At 33.9% G+C, this 21,768-nt stretch carries 17 protein-coding genes; 11 read left to right on the plus strand and 6 right to left on the minus strand.

Features of this window, described 5'->3' with window-relative positions; translation table 11 throughout:
- The 5 genes from Q0893_RS03050 to hemA all read right to left on the minus strand — a co-directional run bounded on the left by Q0893_RS03050 (nt 1) and on the right by hemA (nt 5,261).
- Entirely contained in the window at nt 1–534 is a 534-nt protein-coding gene (locus Q0893_RS03050) for a GNAT family protein (protein WP_299272365.1), read from the minus strand.
- Complete coding sequence (locus tag Q0893_RS03055; RefSeq protein ID WP_298901007.1) at nt 534–1,301, minus strand: EI24 domain-containing protein; 768 nt, start codon at nt 1,299–1,301, stop codon at nt 534–536. Before Q0893_RS03055 ends, Q0893_RS03050 begins: the two co-directional genes overlap by 1 nt.
- A 17-nt stretch (nt 1,302–1,318) precedes the next feature.
- A complete protein-coding gene (gene hemE / locus Q0893_RS03060; protein ID WP_298901006.1) occupies nt 1,319–2,344 on the minus strand; it encodes a uroporphyrinogen decarboxylase in 1,026 nt (341 codons plus the stop codon).
- 81 nt (nt 2,345–2,425) lie between these two features.
- On the minus strand, nt 2,426–4,006 hold the full coding sequence (gene hemC, locus Q0893_RS03065; RefSeq protein WP_298901005.1) for a hydroxymethylbilane synthase: 1,581 nt from the start codon (nt 4,004–4,006) through the stop codon (nt 2,426–2,428).
- Entirely contained in the window at nt 3,999–5,261 is a 1,263-nt protein-coding gene (gene hemA, locus Q0893_RS03070) for a glutamyl-tRNA reductase (protein ID WP_298901004.1), read from the minus strand. Before hemA ends, hemC begins: the two co-directional genes overlap by 8 nt.
- A 170-nt stretch (nt 5,262–5,431) precedes the next feature.
- On the opposite strand from hemA, the gene Q0893_RS03075 reads away from it, so the two are divergent.
- Nucleotides 5,432–6,352 carry a helix-turn-helix transcriptional regulator gene (locus Q0893_RS03075; RefSeq protein ID WP_298901003.1) on the plus strand — a complete coding sequence of 307 codons (921 nt, stop codon included), beginning with the start codon at nt 5,432–5,434 and terminating at the stop codon, nt 6,350–6,352.
- Here Q0893_RS03075 and Q0893_RS03080 read toward each other — a convergent pair.
- Nucleotides 6,349–9,855, minus strand: coding sequence for a TraB/GumN family protein (locus Q0893_RS03080; protein WP_299272368.1), 3,507 nt, complete (start codon nt 9,853–9,855; stop codon nt 6,349–6,351). The two genes, Q0893_RS03075 and Q0893_RS03080, sit on opposite strands and share 4 nt — an antisense overlap.
- Before the next feature lie 150 nt (nt 9,856–10,005).
- Between Q0893_RS03080 and Q0893_RS03085 the strand changes: the two genes are divergently transcribed.
- The 10 genes from Q0893_RS03085 to Q0893_RS03130 all read left to right on the plus strand — a co-directional run bounded on the left by Q0893_RS03085 (nt 10,006) and on the right by Q0893_RS03130 (nt 21,729).
- Entirely contained in the window at nt 10,006–10,608 is a 603-nt protein-coding gene (locus Q0893_RS03085; RefSeq protein ID WP_298901001.1) for a hypothetical protein, read from the plus strand.
- A 7-nt stretch (nt 10,609–10,615) separates the two neighbouring features.
- Nucleotides 10,616–11,647: a ferrochelatase gene (hemH, locus tag Q0893_RS03090; RefSeq protein ID WP_299272369.1), complete on the plus strand. Its 1,032-nt coding sequence runs from the start codon at nt 10,616–10,618 to the stop codon at nt 11,645–11,647.
- Entirely contained in the window at nt 11,647–12,999 is a 1,353-nt protein-coding gene (locus Q0893_RS03095) for an MATE family efflux transporter (protein WP_298900999.1), read from the plus strand. The genes hemH and Q0893_RS03095 overlap by 1 nt, the downstream gene beginning before the upstream one ends.
- Nucleotides 13,000–13,047: 48 nt before the next feature.
- Nucleotides 13,048–16,140, plus strand: coding sequence for a glycosyl hydrolase (locus Q0893_RS03100; RefSeq protein WP_299272371.1), 3,093 nt, complete (start codon nt 13,048–13,050; stop codon nt 16,138–16,140).
- Nucleotides 16,140–16,688, plus strand: a complete 549-nt coding sequence (locus Q0893_RS03105; RefSeq protein ID WP_299272372.1) for a CopD family protein — start codon at nt 16,140–16,142, stop codon at nt 16,686–16,688. The genes Q0893_RS03100 and Q0893_RS03105 overlap by 1 nt, the downstream gene beginning before the upstream one ends.
- Before the next feature lie 90 nt (nt 16,689–16,778).
- Nucleotides 16,779–18,188, plus strand: coding sequence for an ATP-binding protein (locus Q0893_RS03110; RefSeq protein ID WP_298900995.1), 1,410 nt, complete (start codon nt 16,779–16,781; stop codon nt 18,186–18,188).
- Nucleotides 18,189–18,203: 15 nt separating this feature from the next.
- Nucleotides 18,204–18,986 carry an enoyl-CoA hydratase-related protein gene (locus Q0893_RS03115; RefSeq protein WP_299272374.1) on the plus strand — a complete coding sequence of 261 codons (783 nt, stop codon included), beginning with the start codon at nt 18,204–18,206 and terminating at the stop codon, nt 18,984–18,986.
- An 85-nt stretch (nt 18,987–19,071) separates the two neighbouring features.
- Nucleotides 19,072–20,145 carry a PA0069 family radical SAM protein gene (locus tag Q0893_RS03120; RefSeq protein ID WP_298900993.1) on the plus strand — a complete coding sequence of 358 codons (1,074 nt, stop codon included), beginning with the start codon at nt 19,072–19,074 and terminating at the stop codon, nt 20,143–20,145.
- Nucleotides 20,146–20,355: 210 nt separating this feature from the next.
- On the plus strand, nt 20,356–21,051 hold the full coding sequence (locus tag Q0893_RS03125) for a hypothetical protein (RefSeq protein ID WP_298900992.1): 696 nt from the start codon (nt 20,356–20,358) through the stop codon (nt 21,049–21,051).
- A gap of 9 nt (nt 21,052–21,060) precedes the next feature.
- Nucleotides 21,061–21,729, plus strand: a complete 669-nt coding sequence (locus Q0893_RS03130; RefSeq protein WP_299272376.1) for a hypothetical protein — start codon at nt 21,061–21,063, stop codon at nt 21,727–21,729.
- Nucleotides 21,730–21,768: the final 39 nt, after the last annotated feature.

The following is a 21,768-nucleotide window of genomic DNA, read 5'->3' on the forward strand; positions in this document are numbered from 1 at the left end:
TTATTTATACAATTCATAAAGCTCCATATCTAAAGGTTGTTCACCAGGTGGAGTAAATTCGTTTTCAAGCGTTTTTTGCCATTTAAAATCATTTCTTTCAGCTACTTTTACACTAGGGATGTTGTTCTTATTAACAATGATTTGAAGTGTGTTTAATTTTAAAGTATCAAAAGCGTAGGTTGATAATAACTTTATGGCTTTAGACATAAGTTGTTGCCCAGTAAAAGGATATCCAACACAGTAAGCAAACTCACCTTGTTTTTTCTCCCAATCTAACTCTTTAATATATATAACAGCTGCCAATTCTCGAGTTTCGGTATGTTTAACAGTGAATAAAAACTCTTCTCTGCTTTGAAATAATTTGGTCTTTTTGTCAACAAAAAGTTGAGATAAGGTAGGGTTTAGATTTTGCTCTAATGTCTTAGGGAAATAGCGTTTTAAACGATCGGCATTGGCCACCATAAAGTTGCAAATTTTCCAAACATCACCTTGATGTATTGGGTTGATTTCAAAACCGTCAAATCCCCCAATCATCATACAATCGTTTTGTGTTCGGGAAGCAAATTATCTTGTTGAATGAGTTTTACAGTTTTCAACGATGCTGCTGTAACACTCATAGGTAACACCAAAATAATACCTACAACAGGAATCAATAAGAAGAGCATAAAAACAATGCCATTACCAATAGCAACTCCTCTATGTTTTCTAACAAAACTAATGCTCTCCCTATATTTATAATGTCGTTCTAAAGTATAGTCCATATTACCAAAACCAGCATAATATGCTTGCAGTAAGAATAAAAGAACGGTTGAAAAAATATTAATTACAGGTATGAATTTTAGCAACAAGAGAGGGATGGTAAATAACAACTCCTTTCCTAAGTTTCGTAAATTTATTCTAATACCTCTCCATAGCTGTTCGCGAGATGAAGTATTTCTATGGTTGTGTTTTTCTATACCAGTTAAATGTGCTTCTATTTTTTCTGAAACCGGACTCATAAATGGCGCAGATAGTGCCATTATGATATGCTTATAGAGAATTAATCCTACCACTAAAATCACAATACCACCAATAAATGTGGAAATAGAAGTGAAGGTTTCTTTACCAAAATCCCAAGGCCAAATTTTAGCAATAAAGTCTCCTATATTATCTGATAGTCCATATGCCGATAACCCAATAACTGCTGCGGTAATTACACTAATAGCAATTGGAATGAAAAAGAATTTCCAAAGATTTAACTTAGAGATTAATGCTAGAGAACCAGCATATGCTTGTATACCTTGTGAAATATTCTTTATCATTTTTTAGTTAAATCAAATTAAGGTTGATATTCTTTTACAGCATCAATAAATGCTTTGGCATTATCTAACGGGATGTTAGGTAAAATTCCATGACCTAAATTTACAATATATTTATCCTTACCAAACTCATTAATCATTTGGTGAACCATTTTTTTAATTTCTGAAGGCGGAGAGAACAATCTCGTAGGGTCGAAATTTCCTTGTAAGGTAATATTTCCACCTGTTAAATAACGTGCATTTCTTGCAGAACAAGTCCAGTCTACACCTAAAGCAGACGCCCCAGACTTTGCCATTTCACCGAGTGCAAACCAACACCCTTTACCAAAAGCAATAACAGGTGCATCATCTTTTAACGCATCGATAATTTGTTGAATGTATTGCCAAGAAAACTCCTGATAATCAACAGGAGATAGCATACCACCCCAAGAATCGAACACTTGTACAGCATTACAACCTGCTTTTACTTTTTCTTTCAAATAAGCAATAGTAGTATCTGTAATTTTTTGTAATAATTGATGAGCAGCTATAGGATTAGTAAAGCAAAACTCTTTGGCTTTATCGAAATTTTTACTGCCTTGTCCTTGGACACAGTAGCATAAAATAGTCCAAGGTGATCCAGCGAAGCCAATTAATGGAATTTCATCATTAAGTTTTTCCTTGGTAGCTTTTATAGCGTCATAGACATAATTTAAGGCTTCCTTTACATCTGGAACAATAACATTATCAACATCTTTTTGAGAACGCACAGGATTTGGTAAATAGGGCCCAAAATTAGGTTTCATTTGTACCTCGATATTCATAGCTTGTGGGATCACTAAAATATCACTAAACAGAATGGCGGCATCCATACCATATCGTCTAATAGGCTGAACGGTTATTTCACTAGCTAACTCAGGTGTTTGACAACGTGTAAAGAAATCGTATTTAGCTTTGATTTCCATAAATTCAGGAAGATATCGACCTGCTTGACGCATCATCCATACTGGCGGGCGTTCTACGGTTTCTCCTTTTAATGCTCTTAAAAATAAGTCGTTTTTTATCATAGTTTTTTTCCTAGTTAGTACTGAAGTAGGTGTAATGAACAATGCATTTTAGAAGGCTTACAAATTAACACCACAACCTTCCTACTTTATATAATTCTCATTTACAAGCTCAATAACACTTTCAACGGTAGGTACTCTTGCGATTCTAACATCGTCAAAATGTTTACTGGCTTCTTTAGCTGTGGTTTCGCCAATACAGAATGCTATGGTGTTACCGCTAAGATTTTCTTGCTTATAACTTTGAACGGTAGATGGGCTATAAAACATGACACCTTGTACTGATTCATTAATTTTTACCGGATCGTATTTGGTTTCATATGCGGTTACCTCATTAACTGTAATATTGTTTTCTTCTAATATGGTTGGTAATTCATCTAAACGAATATCACTACAAAAATAAGTGGCTTCGGTACCATTAATGTGTTCAACTAAATATTTGGCCAGGTTTTTCGAGTTGTTTTCGGTGTGTGTCACCTTTCCTATTTTACGTTCTGTTAAACGTTTTGTACGCCTTCCAACACAGTAGATATTCTCAAATTGTAATTCTTGTGACGCAAAATTCATTAGCAATGCTTCTACCGCATTTTTACTGGTAATAATGACGTTTTTAGGCATTGGTTTTAAGACCTTAGGCGTCATACGATTCAAACTTATTTTTATAAAATCTGAGCTTTCCGAAACAACGTTATTGTGAAACAACTGCCTTTGGTCATCGGTTAAGGATTTGGTAGAGTAGATATTAACATCTTTAGATGATTTTTTTAAATCATCCATTAAACGTTTTCCACCGCGTTCAATTATAAAGTCGGCACCAAACTGCGCTAATTCGTCATGTTTTCCTAGTGGGACAGTACGTTGAACTTCTATTTTTTTGCTTCCATCAAGACTTAGTAAAACCCCTTGGAAGTGTACTTCTTCATTTTTAATAAATGCGAGAGCTCCAATTGGGGCTGAGCATCCTCCTTCTAAAAGATTTAGGAATTTGCGCTCTATTGTTGTACAGATTTCGGTCTCTTCATGATTAATTTCGGCGCAAATGGCTCTAATGTCTTCGTCATTTTCAGGAGCAGTAATCATAATAGCACCTTGAGCAGGAGCAGGAAGCATCCAATCGAGATTAAACGATTGTTCTGGTTTTAAGCCAATACGTCCAAGACCAGCAGCAGCAAAAATAGCGGCGTTCCAATTATTGTCTTCTAGCTTTTGTAATCGAGAATTTACATTTCCGCGTAAATCTACCAAAGTATGCGTTGGATAACGATTTAACCATTGTGCTCTTCTGCGCAAACTACCTGTTGCAATAACTGCATCACGTTGCGATAAAAACTCTTCGTTGTTTTTATAAACAAGACAGTCTTTAACGTTGCCGCGCTTTAAAACAGCCGCTTGTACGATACCTTTTGGTAGTAGAGTAGGGACGTCTTTAAGTGAATGAACTGCAATATCAATATCTTCATTTAGCATAGCGATATCTAGGGTTTTGGTGAATACACCAGTAATTCCTAGTTCATAGATAGGCTTGTTAAGGACTAAATCTCCTGTAGATTTTACAGGAACCAACTCTGTTTTATGACCTAAATGTTCAAGTTGACTTTGTACTGTTTTGGCTTGCCATAGTGCAAGTTCACTATCGCGCGTTCCAATTCTAATTGTTTTAGGCATTGTTTGTAGTTGTTTCGAGTTGAAACACTTTTTTTATGAGTTCAAGGCTGTCATCTGTTGAGACGTCATCACCTTTTAAATGATGTGCAAAATGATTGGTTATTTTTTGAATGATATTGTTACTTATTAACTCGGCTTGCGCTTCATTGAAGTCATTCATTTTTTTGCGTTGTGTATCCAATTCGGCGGTAGCAAAATCGGTTAACTTATGTTTTAACGCCTTAATAGTTGGTGCAAATTTTCGAGTAGCTAACCAAGCGTTGAAATCGGTTTTAATATCTTCAATAATGTTTTCGGCAACAGGAATATGTGCTTTTCTACGCTCTAAAGTTTCATCTGTAATTTGAGATAAATCATCTAAGTGTACCAGTGTGACATTTCCTAAGTCTGTAACGTTGTTATTTACGTTCTTCGGGATGGACAAATCTAAAATCAATAAAGGTCTAGATGTTTGTATACAATGCTTGTCGACTGTTGGATTTTGAGCTCCAGTGGCGACAATTAGAATGTCAGAATTATTAATTTCTTCCTGTAGATTTGCATAATCTCTAACAAGAACATTAAATTTCCCTGCAATAGCTTCGGCTTTATCCTTTGTTCTATTGATTAAGGTGATATGTTCGTTCTTCGTATGTTTTACTAAATTTTCACAAGTATTTCGGCCAATTTTACCAGTTCCAAAGAGTAAAATATTCTTTTCTGAAACCTGATTAATCGATTTCATGATGTATTGAACCGAAGCAAATGATACAGAGGTTGCACCCGAAGAAATATCGGTTTCGGTCTTAATGCGTTTTGAAGCCTGAATAACAGCATTCACCAAACGTTCAAGAAATGGATTAAACAATTGATGTTTTTTTGATAGTCTGGCACTAACTTTCAACTGACTAATAATTTCGAAATCACCAAGAATTTGACTGTCTAAACCACAACCAACTCTAAAAATATGAGAAATTGCATCACGGTTTTTATAGACATAAGCCACGTTTTGAAATTCTTCAACAGTACCTTTAGTGTTGTCACATAATAATTGAATAAGTTGGAAAGGGTGTTGTGCAAAACCATAGATTTCGGTTCTGTTACATGTAGAGGTCACAATTAAACTTTCAATACCATTTTGTTTGGCTTGTTCTAAAACATTAACCTTAGACGTTTCATCCAAACTAAAATGACCCCGTATTTCGGCATCAGCTTTTTTATAGCTGAGACCAATTGCATAAAATGTTGTGCCCTTAGACATATTGTAGTGCTCCATACCTGATTTGGAAAATTACGTTAGCAAAAATAAAAAGGTCAGGCGAAAAAAAACAACGCTAGAAGAACTTTAAGTATCGTTTGTGGTTTTTTAAAGTCATTTCTTAATATTATATGATAAATATCATACTTTTGTAGTCATATCAAGCCTTTAAAACTTATTAGTTTAGAATGAATCTAAATAACAATAAAAATAATACCGATTTTTCAGGTTCAAAAAACATCGCTAGAGGTTCATTTAATGAAACGAGATTAGATGATGGGTTTTTCATACTTACTCATCAAAATGAGGAGCATCATATTCAAACTCTTGAACGTGAGATTGATAGCAGCTTTATTCAATTTCATTTTTGTATTAAGGGCTCTAGTGAGTTTATTTTCAACCAAGGTAATTACCGATTGAAAATGGAAGAAGAAAACTCGTTGTTGCTTTATAATCCACAACGTGATTTGCCAATTCATTTAGAAGTGCATCCTAATTCTTGGCTTGTTTCTGTTATTGTATCTATCAAAAAGTTTCATGGTTTGTTTTCACAGGAGGCCGATTATATTACGTTTTTGAGTGAAGACAATAAGGATAAAAAGTATTATAAGGATGGGAAAATTTCGCCTTCCATGGCGATTGCGCTTAATCAGCTTGTTAATTATAATTTAAACTCGTCTATTAAAACTCTTTATTTTAAAGGCAAGGCTTTAGAATTGTTGAGTCTATATTTTAATAGAAGCGAGGATGCAGATATAGAGCAATGCCCATTTCTTGTTGATGAGGCCAATGTTATCAAAATACGACAAGCCAAAGACATAATTATTGCGCGTATGGCTGAACCTCCCACACTTCAAGAACTTTCTGAAGAAATAGGGTTGAGTCTTAAAAAACTAAAAGAAGGGTTTAAACAAATTTATGGAGATTCTGTATTTAGTTTTTTATTTGATTATAAAATGGAAGTTGCAAGAAAACTTTTAGAGGCTGGAGATAACAATGTAAATGAGGTGGGCTTAAAAGTTGGATATAGCACGTCTAGTCATTTCATTTCTGCATTTAAAAAGAAGTATGGCACAACTCCTAAAAAGTATCTCATGGCTCTGGGTTAAAAATCTAAATCCATTCCTCCTAAATAATCCTCGTTATTAATGCTAACACGTTTTCGAGTTTTATGTTTAATTAGAAGCATCACGTCATCTATGATATCCTCTTCGGAAGTTCCATTATTAATAAAGCGTCCACTGTTTCGTGAGGTGTAGTATGGCTCTACATTATAGCGTTCACCTTTAGGGGTTTCAAAAGCTATAAAATGTAAATAAGAAGATTCTCTTGATTCATTAACTCTAGTTCTTTTATAAATATAAACAATTAGTGCTTTTTTGGTGTCTGTGTTTAACTGCCTTTTTTCCAACAATACAATAGAATCTTTCGTTTTGATACTATTATTGTTGGTTATTAATCCAGATTTGGCATAAGTGTCTAAGTCAATTTCTTTAAGAATATTGGTCGTTAATAGCTTTAGAAAGTGCAATTTAGCAACTAACATGGCCTGTGCTTTTTCGTTATCAATGGTTTCTGCTTTCAGGGCATTTGGAATCACCTCTCGCTCTTTCTTTAGAAGTGCATAGTAGGTTGTTAAAGCATGTATATTTTTACTAAGGATAAGTTTGTCATAAAAAGCAGCAACAGATTTTTCCTTTCTAAAAGGAAACAGAAGTTTCGTGTAGCCTTCAAGCATATCATTTTCATCAAACCTAGAGTACTTGCTTTTATTTAAACTTCGTTTAATCTCAATTTTAGCATCGTTAATAAGTTGCTTTTTTGCAGATTTATAGATTTTTGGTTTTACTATATTACTGTCTAAAAGTTTTACTAATAATCCATAAACAGGCTTTTTATATTCTTCAATAGATGCGTATTGTAAGATATCAGGATATAACTGTTTCATAACTTTTAACGAATCGGAACTGATATTGTAAATACTGAAACCAGAATATCTACTTCCTAATGGAATATCTATTTGCATGAGTTCTTTTATTAAGTCATTAGAAGACTTTGAACTTCTAGATAACAACCCGTTTATAATCCTGTTTTGAATAGAAGGCTTAGCATAAGAATCTTCATATAAACGCTTTATAAGACCTATGGTTGATTGGCTTTTATCTATTTTAATAAGTTGTCCAACCAAATAGGTTTTTATATTTTCTTTATCTTCAGGAAACTCATGAGTTTCTAAGATATTCTTAATTGTTGAAGCATGAGTTTTATTGAATTTTAATTTAGTATACCCTTTAAAAACGATACTATCATTGGCCTTAAGTGCTTCAAAAAATGTAGCTGTTTTATCGGCAAAAATGTCTTTCCCAAGTAAAGAATCCATTGGTGTAAATGAATCATAGAATTCAGTTATAAATTTTGAAGGTTCTCCAATACTATCTTTGAGCGTGGATAATCTAAAAAGTGTGCCTTTTTTTTGAATGTACTTAACAAGAATTTCTTTACTGCTCAGAGAATCGCGATATTTAAAGGTATAAATGTTGTTACCATTTTCGGTATAACGTTTTTCATCATGAACCGAAAAAGAACTTCGGTTTCTGTAGTAATTGTTTCTTCGTTTTTTGGAAAGGCTATTCCATAAGCTATCAACATTTTCATACATTTTTAGGTCATGAAATTTGGTTCTAGATACGGCAATTTCTTCATTAGATTTTGAAACGAAAGTATTACGCTTTATTACCTGATCATAAGGCTTATTATTTCGCATTCTATAGCCCATAAACACCAAAGGAGCCTTTGTGGTTGAGTTTGCCTTAAACAGAAGTGTGGTGTCTGTAATTGTTTTGAAATTTTCATACGTTGCTGTATTAACTTTAAACGAATCAAAATATGACTTGGCTTTATCTTCTGTAGAACCAGCATAACCAAGGAGATAATAACTCCCATCTTTAACAACAGATTTTAACCATATTTTTTTATGATGTACTGAGTCAATTTCTGCAGAAGACACATAACTACTATAGGTTCCTTTTTGAAAAGCCCCTTCAATTTCTTCAATTTCTAGTTCTTTATAAAAATTGGTATGAATAAACTGGGCTTCAAAATCGTCCTCCTCAATGTAACTAGTATCATGATTGGGAGATTCTTGAAAAAAGTAATAATCAGTACCTACATACCCTTGTATTGATTTTTTACCTGGATTTTTTAAGTTATCTGTAATGTAATATTTCGGAAAATTAAAAGTGTATTTTTTAAATGGATCTTTAAAATTGGCGTATTCTAAAGATTCTGACTTAAACTTTATGGAGTTAAAAATTTCTTCATGATAATTAAGTACAAAGTCCTTTTTTCCTCCAAATTTCACTACAATAATTTCTAAAGGTGTTTTGTATATATGATACTTTTGATAATCGCCTTTCTTTGTTTTGTTTAAGATGCTAATACCAGGAAAAGGGAGATCAAACTCTTTTTTTTCAATGATATCACCAGGGATATCTTCATATAGTAGATTTTTAATATAGTCAAGACTTACTTTTTCTTTTTCGCTCGGCAAATATTCAAAAGTGCTTAACCTATTAATTGTTAGATAAGCACCATTAGTCATGTCTGGGGCTATATAATATTTTACGCCATTAAAAGTAAACTCTCTTAGTTTGTCAAAACTTTTGATTTCAATAAATTGATCTGGAGTAGAATGGTAAGAAAGTTCTGGTTTGGTAAATAAATTTTCGAGTTTTTCTTTTTCATTTTTCGCAAAATCGGTTTGTTTTGAGGTTAATGCCTTTACTGTATACCCTCTATCTCTTAGCATTTGAAGCATTCCTTTTTCACCTGCTAAGTGGGCTGCACCAACACCAGAAAAGACAGATTTTTTATGCATTAATGAATCCAAAACAACAACCATATTTTCATTACGCTTAAAAAGCATATGTTCTCTATAAAAAGGTGTATTGGTAGCCGATCCTATAGAGTCTAGCAAAGCAATATTACGCTCGCGATATACATTTTCTTGAAGTAAATAAGGGTTTTCGGTTTTTAAAAGCTTGCTAAACCAAGCATCTGGTTTCTCTTTAATAGGGTTATAAGCGGCTTTAGTAGTTAAAAATCTAGATTCATTTATGTCTTCTAAACCAACAATTGGTTTGCTATTTTTCTTTCCAGCCTGAAAAATAAACATATCAAGATAAGTCTCTTCTTCGAAATTATCGGAAAAGGAGTTTTTTCTATATAAGTAACCATTAATCAAGTTATTGTCAAAACGTATGATGTTTCTCACCATGAGCTCATCGACAGGCTTAAGCCCAAATAGCCTCGAATAGAAATTACTAGAGTAAGACCCATCGAGATCATTATATCTCATGCTTAAATCTTCATAAGAGTTTTCTAACCATTGTGTTGGGTCAGATTCTAAAGCAACACATTCGCTTTTTTCTAGAGCTTCGTAAAAGACATCGTCTAGTCTAAAGGCAACCTTTTTACTTACATGCATTGTACCGTAGATATAGGAGTTTTTAGTCAAACCATTACCAGAAATCTCCCAAAGCAAACTATTATCTTGAGCGAAACCTAATACAGTAAAAAAGGTGATTAAAGCGGAAAGTATTATTTTTTTCATAAAGATTAATTAGAAACGTAAATATAAAATAAGATAGGAAGTACTAAAAATTAAAATGAGTAAACCCATCTTTTTATATAGTGAACGTCCAAATATTCTGTCTATTATGAAATACTGTCGTATTTTTGCAAAAACAAATTAAAATATATTATGAAATTATTTTCAACAGTAGTACTAGTCGTTTTGTTTACACTTTCTGGCTTTGCTCAATCGCACAAAGAAGAGATTACTAAGAATGCAGAGACCTATTACGAGTATATGACAAATCAAAACTTTGATGGCGTATTAGATTATATGTATCCAAAAGTGTTTGATAAGTTATCTAGAGAACAAATGAAATTAGGAATGGAGCAAATGTTTAATTCTCCTGAAATGAAAATAGAATTTGTATCGAATAAAGTCACGGATGTCTCAGATAAGATGGACGTTGAAGACATTACTTATGCAGCTGTATTTTATAATAGCAAAATGAGGATGACATTTATTTCTGAAAAAGATAAACCAGAAGAAGAACAAAAAAGCTTCTTAGAATTTATGTCTGGTATTATGAAAACTCAATTTGGAGAAACAAATGTAACTTCCGATTTAAAAACGTTGTCATTGCTTGTTAATATGGATGCCAATATGTTCGCTATAAAAGACCCAAAATATAAAGGATGGAAATTTATTGGTAATGATGATGCCATGAAAGAATTAGTAGATTCTATCATCCCAGAAAGTATAAGAACAAAACTTTTAAAGACTAAAGACTAAAGAATTCATGAAAGGAGTCTTACTCGTTAATTTAGGTTCTCCTGATAGCCCAGAACCTAAAGATGTAAAAAAGTATCTAGGTGAATTTTTAATGGATGAACGCGTTATTGATGTACCACTTTGGGCAAGAACCTTACTTGTTAAAGGTATTATTCTAAATACAAGGCCTAAAGCATCAGCAGCAGCCTATCAAAAAATTTGGTGGGAAGAAGGATCGCCTTTAATTGTCATTTCAGAACGACTTCAAGGTGCTATCCAAAAACAAACAAATGTACCTGTTGGTTTAGCAATGAGGTATGGTAGTTTGACTATTAAAAAAGGACTCCAAGAATTGGTGGACAAAGGTGTGGATGAGGTGTTTTTAATTCCGCTATATCCACAATTCGCTATGGCAACAACAGAAACCATATTGGTGCTAGCCGAAGAGGTTAGGAAAGCTCATTTTCCGAAGTTAACGATTAGCGACTTACCTGCATTTTATAATAATACAGATTATATTGATGTGCTTTCCAATTCTATTTCAAAGCATTTAAATGGGCAAGACTACGAGCATCTTTTGTTTTCATATCATGGTGTTCCAGAACGTCATATTAGAAAAAGTGATGTTACAAAATCACATTGTAAAATTGACGGAAGCTGTTGTGCAACACCATCTCCTGCTCATCAATTTTGCTATAGGCATCAATGTCTTGAAGTTACACGCTTAATAGCTGAAAAGTTAAACTTAAAAGAGGGAACTTACTCCACGTCATTTCAATCGCGTCTAGGGTTTGATCCATGGCTACAGCCTTATACAGACAGAACCATAGAACGCTTAGGTAAAGAAGGGATTAAGAAGATGGCCATAGTCACTCCCGCGTTTGTAAGTGATTGCCTTGAAACCCTTGAAGAGATTGCGATGGAAGGTGAAGAGATTTTTCATGAAATGGGAGGGAAAGAGTTTACTACAGTTCCTTGTTTAAACGATGATCAAGAATTTGTTGACTTATTATCTAAATGGATTAACGCTTGGGTGTCGCTTGAAACGACTACTGCTTAATGGCTAAAGTATCATCACAAGATTTAGGGACTCAGCCCATTGGCAAATTGTTAATTAAGCAAGCCGTCCCAGCATCAATAGGAATCTTAGTGATGTCCCTTAATATTTTGGTTGACACCATTTTTGTAGGGCAATGGATTGGTTCTACTGCTATAGCTGCTATTAATGTTGTACTTCCAGTATCCTTTTTTATTGCTGCTCTCGGGATGGCAATAGGTGTTGGTGGCTCGTCTATTATTTCTAGAGCTTTAGGTGCAAATAATAAGATCAAAGCCCTAAAAACCTTTGGGAATCAACTTACGTTAACCTTTATTTTTACAGTGTCTTTTGCCATATTCGGCTTATATTTTGTAGATACGCTTATTCCTGCCTTTGGAGGAAAAGGAACCATTTTTGATCCGGCAAAAATCTATTACGAAATCATACTTTATGGTGTTCCTGTTTTAGGGTTTGTTATGATGGGTAATAACGTCATTAGAGCTGAAGGTAAACCAAAATTCGCCATGTATGCCATGTTAATTCCGTCTATCGGAAACTTAGTATTTGATTACATTTTTATTAATGTATTAGAATTAGGAATGGCTGGTGCGGCATGGGCTACTACAGGATCTTATATTGTATCTTTTATATTTATACTTTGGTATTTTCTGTCACGTAATTCTGAATTAAAAATTAATATCTCGCATTTTAAATTAGAAAAAACAATAGTTTCAGAAATAGGCTCCTTGGGCTTCGTTACGCTTGCTAGACAAGCGGTAGTGAGCGTTACGTTTTTACTTGTTAATAACGCATTATTTAATTTTGGAGGAGAAACTTCGGTAACAGCGTACGCCATAGTAGGGCGTATGAGCATGTTTGCATTATTTCCTGTTTTTGGCATTACTCAAGGGTTTATTCCTATAGCTGGTTATAACTATGGTGCCCAGCAATATCAACGTGTTAAAGAGGTTATTTATACAGCAATTAAATATGCAACGGTTCTGGCAGCCATCGTTTTTGTTAGTTTAATGGTCTTTCCTGAGATTATTACGAAATGGTTTACAACAGATTTAGATGTCATCAAGGTGGCCCCTAATAATATGCGCTGGACATTCGCTGCAGTTCCTATTTTGGCTTTACAGCTTATTGGAGCAGCATATTTTCAAGCCATTGGAAAGGCCTTGCCAGCCTTAATTCTCACACTCACAAGGCAAGCGATTTTCTTCATTCCTCTAATGTATATACTGCCAAATTTTTTCGGTGAATTAGGAATTTGGATAGCATTTCCAATTTCAGATGTACTATCAACTATCGTAACGGCTTTCTTCTTAAGACGCGAGGTGAAGTTAAAATTGGATAAGACGACGGCTTAATATTTTTTTATGCTTATTTTTAAAGCTACTAACAAAACCACCAACAAAATGAGATTAATTACTACGTTGTTGTGTCTTTTTATCTTCGGAAATACGACACAACTAGAAGCTCAATCTTTTAACGAATCACAATACGACGCATTAGAATATAGACTTTTAGGCCCATTTAGAGGCGGAAGAAGTGCTGCGGTAACTGGTGTCCCAAATAAGCCAAACCTTTATTACTTTGGAGCAACAGGAGGTGGTATTTGGAAAACGCTTGATGGCGGACGAACTTGGGACAATATTTCTGATGGTTTTTTTGGAGGAAGTATTGGCGCTATTGCAGTTTCAAAAAGTGATCCCAATGTAATGTATGTTGGAGGTGGAGAAAAAACAGTTCGTGGTAATGTGTCTTCAGGTTATGGAATATGGAAAAGTGTTGACGCAGGAAAAACATGGGCAGCCTCTGGATTAGAAAATTCACGTCATGTTCCTAGAATAGTTGTAGACCCTACAAACCATAATATCGTATATGCAGGTGTTCTAGGGAATATCTATAAACCAACTGAAGAACGTGGTGTTTATAAAAGTGAAGATGGTGGAAAAACTTGGCGGAAAACATTATTTTCTAATGAGCACGCTGGTGTTGTCGATTTAATAATTGATCCAACTAACCCAAGAATTATATATGCTTCAACATGGAGAGTGCAACGCACACCATATAGTTTAAGTTCTGGTGGCGAAGGTTCGGCATTATGGAAAAGTACAGATAATGGTGAAACTTGGACTGAGATTTCAGTAAAAGATGGGTTTCCAGAAGGCACTTTAGGGATTATTGGTGTTACTGTGTCACCTGTAAATAATCAACGTGTTTGGGCTATTGTAGAACACAAAGATAATGGTGGTTTATATCGAAGTGAAGATGGAGGTGAGACTTGGAAGCAAGTAAATAGTGAACGAAAATTGCGTCAACGGGCTTGGTATTATACCAGAGTCTATGCAGATACTAAAGATGTTGATGTGGTCTATGTGTTAAATGTACGTTACCATAAAAGTACCGATGGAGGAAAATCGTTTAGCACACATAATGCACCTCATGGTGATCATCATGATTTATGGATAGCTCCCGAAGATCCTAGTCGAATGATTATTGGAGATGATGGTGGCGCTCAAGTGACTTATGATGGTGGCGAAACATGGAGCACTTATAGAAATCAGCCAACATCGCAGTTTTATCGTGTGACTACAGATAATCATTTTCCATATAGAATTTATGCTGCACAACAAGATAACTCAACCATTAGAATTCCTCATAGAACAGATGGAAGATCAATTTCTGAAGACGATTGGGAAAGTACAGCAGGTGGAGAATCGGCACATATAGCTATAGACCCAGAAGATAACGACATAGTTTACGGAGGGAGTTATGACGGCTTTTTAACTAGGGTGAATCATAAAACAGGGACTGTTAGAGCTATTAATGTTTGGCCAGATAATCCTATGGGTCATGGTGCCGAAGGAATGAAATATCGCTTTCAGTGGAATTTTCCAATTATATTTTCGAAGCATAATCCTAATCGTTTATATACCTTTTCTCAACATGTTCATGTGACTGAAAATGAAGGTCAATCTTGGAAAATTATTAGTCCAGATCTTACAAGAAATGATCCAGAAAAGTTAAAGTCTTCGGGAGGTCCAATTACTCAAGATAATACCTCTGTAGAGTATTACTGCACTATTTTTGCAGCTCAAGAATCGCCAATTACAGAAGGCTTACTTTGGGTTGGAAGTGATGACGGATTAATTCATGTTACGAAAGATGGCGGACAAAATTGGGAAAACGTAACCCCTAAAGGAATGCCAGAATGGATGATGATTAATAGTATTGAGCCTAGTGCTTTTGACGCAGGAACATGTTATGTGGCTGGAACAAAATATAAAACAGGAGACTTTGCACCTTACTTATATAAAACTACAGATTACGGGAAAACATGGAAAAAGATTACAAAAGGGATTAATGCAGAGCATTTTACAAGAGTACTGCGCGAAGATCCAAAGCAAAAAGGCTTACTCTATGCTGGGACTGAAACAGGAATGTATATTTCATTTGACGACGGAAACAACTGGAAGCCATTTCAATTAAACCTTCCAATTGTTCCTATTACCGACATTGCAATAAAAGACAATAATTTGATTGTTGCTACTCAAGGAAGAAGCCTTTGGATTATTGATGATTTAACAGTTTTACATCAACTTTATAATACGAATTCTGAAGCTAATCAACTGTTAAAGCCTAAAGATACTTATCGTATGCGTGGAGGAAGTCGTAAAGGAAGCAAAACAGTAGGGACAAATCATCCTAATGGTGTGATGACCTATTTCAATTTAAAAAACTATGATAAGGCAAATGATGAAGTATCACTAACCTATTTCGATACTAAAGGGGATACAATTAAAACATATTCGACTAAAAATAAGAAGAAAGATAAACTTGAAGTAAAACAAGGAATGAATCAATTTGTTTGGAATATGACCTATGATGGTGCCGAAAAACTAGATGGTATGATTTTATGGTGGGCAAGTTTAAATGGACCCAAAGCAATCCCTGGAACGTATAAAGTTCATCTAAATATGAATGGGAATGTACTATCTCAATCATTTAATATTATTGCAGATCCAAGATCGGAAAGCTCTCAAGCTGATATGCAAAAGCAGTTTGATTTTATAAAAGATGTAAACAAAACAATGGACGATGCGCATAAGTCCATTAAGAAAATTAGAAAAATTAAAAAGCAGCTCTCGGCTTTTGAAAAGCAATACAAGGGCAATGATGATGTGAAAGCGCTTTTAGAGAAGTCTAAAGAATTAAAAGAAGCGTTTACAAACATTGAAGAAGCTTTGTATCAAACTCAGAATCGTAGTGGTCAAGATCCTTTGAATTTTCCAATTAGACTAACAAATAAATTAGGTCATCTAAATTCACTGGTAAGTATGGGAGATTTTCCACCAACAGATCAAGATATCGCAGTTAAAAATGAACTGTCTACTAAAATTAAAACAGAGTTAGATGCATTTAATGCATTAATTAGCAAGGAAATAAAAGCGTTTAACGAAGCATTTAATAGCAAACAATTAAATTATTTATTTATTGAAGATTAATGGAATATTACAATTATATAAAGGCGCTTCATCTTATTTTTATTGTGACTTGGTTTGCAGGTTTGTTCTATATTCCAAGGCTTTTTGTATATCAAATAGAAGCATTTCATAAGCCATCTCCTGAAAAAGAAATTTTAGGAAAGCAATTAAAGTTAATGGCTAAACGCCTCTGGACAATTATTACTTGGCCATCAGCGATTTTAGCAACTATATTTGCCATATGGTTAATTGTGCTTCAGCCTATTTGGTTAGAGCAACCATGGATGCATGTTAAGTTAGTTTTTGTTGGTTTGTTGATACTTTATCAACTAAAAACTCATCAATTTTATAAGCAATTACAACGAGATGAGGTTAAGAAAACATCTAACTTTATGAGGCTTTGGAATGAAGGGGCTACATTTATTCTATTTGCCGTGGTATTTTTAGTAATTCTGAAAAGTGCAATCAATTGGGTATTTGGAGTGATAGGGATCGTGGTCTTGGCTATTTTGCTCATGTTAGGTTTTAAAATTTATAAAAATATAAGAAGCAAAAATCCTGATGCATAACATTGGCTTAATTATTGCTACATTTAGAGCACTACAAAAATTGAAATGAGGTTAAACAAACTGTCTTTACGAGTCCGCATTTTTTTTGCAATGATAGTACTGGTGCTAATTGCATCCATACTTATCGCAGGCGTTACTATTTATCAATATAATGAAGAAGCTAGAGATTATCATAAAGACCGTTTAGAACGTAAAGAAAAAGCCATTATTAGTGATATTCATTATGTAATTCGTAAAACATCTTATGAGGTTGTTACTGAAAAAATTCCACTCATTTTTAAAGATGAAATTTATAGAATAGCAGATATTCATAGCCTAAGAATCTATATGTATGATTTAGATGGAACGCTTTTAAAATCATCAAAGGATAGCTTTGCAAAAGATCCTAAAACGCAATGTATAGATACTAATATTTTAAATGAAATTTCCAATTCTGCAGACCATCGTTATGTTGAAAAGAATCAAAAAAATGGAGAAACATTTCAATCTGCTTATACCTATATCTACGATTCAAAGTCTAAACCTTTAGCAATACTTAATTTACCGTATTTAGAAAATGATGATTTTCTTAATAAAGAGCTCAATGAGTTTTTGGAACGACTGGGTTATGCCTATTTATTTATGATGCTCATTGCCGTGATTTTGGCACTATTGCTTTCAAAATACATTACAAGGACTTTAAAAACTATTGCAGACAAAATCAATGAGACACGCTTAGAGAAACGCAATAAAAAAATTGATATAGCATCTTCTAGTGAAGAAATTTCAACACTTATTAATTCCTATAACAGTATGATTGATGAGCTAGAAGAAAGTGCGGTTAAATTGGCAACAAGTGAACGAGAACAAGCATGGAGAGAAATGGCAAAACAAGTAGCGCACGAGATTAAAAACCCATTAACACCAATGCGATTAAGTGTTCAAAGTTTTCAACGCAAATTTAATCCTGAAGATGAAAATATACATCAAAAAGTTGATGAATACAGTCAAACGCTCATTCAGCAAATCGATACAATGAGTTCTATCGCATCTGCATTTTCGAATTTCGCGAAAATGCCTGCTCAACAAAATGAAACCTTAAATGTCACCAATATTGTAAAGCTAGGACTAGATATTTTTAGTGAAGATTATATTGTGTTTTCTTCGGAAGATGAAGAGATTATGGCAAATTTTGATCGTACTCAACTAATACGTGTCGTCACCAATTTGGTGAAAAATGGTATTCAGGCTATCCCTGAAGAAAAGGAAAACCCACGAATTGAAGTAAAGGTTACATCTGAAAATGATATGGTAAATATTACTGTAGAAGATAATGGTTTAGGAATTTCCGAAGAGAATAAACCAATGATTTTTGAACCTAAATTTACAACCAAAACGAGTGGAATGGGATTAGGTTTAGCCATGGTAAAAAATATTGTTGAAACTTATAAAGGAAATATTACCTTTACATCACAGCAAGGAATTGGAACAACATTTTCAGTGACATTTCCGAAGTTATAACAATACAATACTACTATGAATTATCAAAATATCTTATCCAATACTCATAATGGGATTACTACTATTACGATCAATAGACCCAACAAGTTAAATGCCTTAAACAAAGACACTATACAAGAGCTGCATGATGCACTTAAGGTGGCCAATAAAAGTAGGGAGGCTAAAGTTATTATTATTACAGGAAGTGGAGAAAAGGCTTTTGTCGCTGGTGCAGATATTAGTGAGTTTGCTGATTTCGATGTAAAAAATGGAGAAAAATTAGCTGCCAAAGGCCAAGAACTATTATTTGATTATATCGAAAACCTATCAACTCCTGTCATTGCTGCTGTAAATGGTTTTGCTTTGGGAGGCGGTTTAGAATTGGCAATGGCATGTCATTTTAGAGTAGCAAGCAGTAATGCAAAAATGGGACTGCCCGAAGTCTCTTTAGGCGTTATTCCTGGTTACGGTGGAACGCAGCGCTTACCGCAATTAGTAGGTAAGGGGCGTGCAATGGAAATGGTTATGACTGCTGGAATGATTGATGCCAATAAAGCGCTAGAGTATGGCTTAGTAAATCATGTCACCGACGAAGGTGAACTTATAGCCTTAGCCGAAAAAATTGCAGGTAAAATTATGCGAAATTCTTCGGTGGCTATTAAGGCAGCCATTAAGTCTATTAATGCCAACTTTAAGGATGGTGTTAATGGGTATAAAACTGAGGTTAAACAATTTGGTAAGTGCTTTGGAACAGAAGACTTTACTGAAGGTACTACGGCGTTTTTAGAAAAACGCAAGGCCGATTTTCCAGGAAAATAATTGTCCTTTTGTTATTTGTTTATAAGTTAATATTTGACGACTCATTTTGATTTGATTTTTTGTAATTTTACAAAAAATCAATAATATGTTTAAAAAATCAATCATTAAAGGTCGAGGAGCACAACATAATGTACCAAACCGTTTTTTTGAATTAAGCCATGAACAACGCGACGATTTTTTAGAATATTGTGCTAAAGAAGGAGAGCAGGCCGATAAAAACAAAACGCTTTATCTTCCCGTTTTTCCTAAAACCATAGTTAATAAGGTTAAGAGTCCTGATGTTGGAATGGCATATTCTATGAATATGTATCAAGGATGCGAACATGGCTGTGTGTATTGCTATGCCAGAAATAGTCATGAGTATTGGGGTTTTAGCGCAGGATTGGATTTTGAGCGTCGCATTTTGATTAAAAAAGATGCACCTAAATTATTGGAAACGTTTATAAAGCGTAAAAGCTGGAAGGCCCATCCAATTGTAATGTCGGGAAATACAGATTGTTATCAGCCCGCTGAGCATCAATTTAAAATCACAAGAAAGTGTTTAGAAGTGTTTTTAAAATACAAGCATCCCGTTGGGATTATCACTAAGAACGCTTTGATTCTTAGAGATTTAGATGTTTTAAAAGCATTGGCTAAAGATAATTTGATAGGTGTTAATATATCAATTACATCACAATCTGAAAGTACTAGACGGATTCTAGAACCAAGAACAGCAACGATTAAAAAACGATTAGAAACCGTTAAGGTACTGAGTGATAATGGTATTCCTGTTAATGTGATGCTAGCTCCAATTATCCCCTCAATTAATAGTCATGAAATTTTACCATTGGCCAAAATGGCTGCGGAAGCAGGGGCATTAAGCATTGCCCACACCATTGTGCGCTTAAATGGTGCAATAGGAGATATTTTCACAGATTGGATCGAAAAAACAATGCCAGATCGTGCAAACAAGGTACTGCATCAAATTGAAAATTGTCATGGCGGAACCTTAAATGAATCCCGATTTGGAAAGCGAATGCGAGGCGAAGGTCAAATTGCAAAACATATTAATGATATGGTAAGACTAGCACGATTGAAATATTTTAAAGATAAAGCAATGCCAAGATTAAATACGCAATTGCATGAATATCATAAAGATGGACAAATGAGGTTGTTTTAAAATCATCTAAAAAAACCTATCTTTACAATACTCCCTATATAAATATTTAGACTTTTTAAAGGCCTAATGGCTTCTCGCAACCGCAGTTATTAAGGTGATATACTGTTTTTATCATAAAAAACAGGGCATTAACTTGAGTACTTAGGGGCTTTTCCCCTATAGCTGTATTGTTTAAACAAACTAACTTTAAAACATTAAAAATCCACTATTATGAAAACTATTTATCGCATATCAATTATGGCTTTATCATTAGCACTTTTTATTGTTTCTTGTGACCGAAAAAAGGACAAAAGATCGTTTGACAATATCTTTAAAAACCACATCATATCTAAAGAACAAGGTGTAAATATGTTTAGAGAATTTCAAAGAAATAGAACCAAGATTATTGAGCCCATCTTACAAAAAAAGTATGGTGACCCTTCTTTTGAGGATACAAAATTTGTTTGGTTATCACTAGAAGATATGAAAGAATACATGGCCTTTTTAGAGGCAATCCAAGAAGAAAACCCTAAAAAAGAGGTTTCTGGACTTCGTGTTTATTTTGCCGCATACCCCAATGAACGACAATATAATGGAAAGACCATAAAGCATCCTAAGCAGCAAACCTTTTTTATGATTCCTACTGTGAATTCTGGGTGGGCAGACGGTAATAATGTGAATGTAAGTCACCTACCATTTGTGATTGAACCTGACGGCAAAAATCGCCTAAAAGGAAAATTTAAAATTGTTAAGGAGTTAATGTTAGACTATAAAAAAGATGGTCGATATGATTTTTATAATAAAAGAAATGGAATTCAAGAAGGGAGCTTCAATATGTTTAAAACCTTAGTTCCAAAGTACAAAGAAACTACAAATACTTTGTTTAATGAGGGCGAAATGTCGCCACCACCTAACGGAAGAGGATAAAAAATGTTTATGTTATTAGAAATTCCATCTATTCCAATAAGAAGTTCGGTAAAATATATCGAGCTCATATCTGCTATTGTAGGTACGATTTATTTTTACAAATACAAGCACACTTTTTTAAAATACTTTTTGGTGATTTTATGGTATACCGCCGTAAATGAATTCACGTGCTACTTTTTAAGAAAATATGGTATTGTAGCTAATAACCTTATCATTTATAATATTTTTCATCTTATTAATTTTTCATTTTTGTTTCTATTATTTAATAGATTCCTAAAAGTGGAAAAACATAAACGTTTAACTAGTGTTTTCTTATTGATCTATGTGTCTAGTTTTTTTATGAATATGATTTTTGAAAATTACCTAGAACGTGTTCAAACAATTCCATTTTTTATAGCTGCTATTTTGTTAATCGTCAGTATCGTATTTTACTTTTCGAAGCTATTAAAATCTAATGAGGTGTTATCTGTTAAAACAAACTTACTGTTTTGGATTAGCGTTGGGTACTTATTATATCTCTCTGGAAATCTTCCAATTAGAGTGATACGAAATTATTATTTAGAAGAGGTGAGATTGGAATACATTTTAGAATTTAGCAGTATATTAAGTATAATATTAAATATTTGTTTTATTATAGGGTTTATATGTGGGAAAAAGGACAAGCAACAGCAATACTAGTAGCAGTTTTTACGCTAGTATTTCTATGTTTAATATTAG

The sequence above is a fragment of the uncultured Psychroserpens sp. genome (genome assembly GCF_947494225.1).
GTDB lineage: Bacteria > Bacteroidota > Bacteroidia > Flavobacteriales > Flavobacteriaceae > Psychroserpens.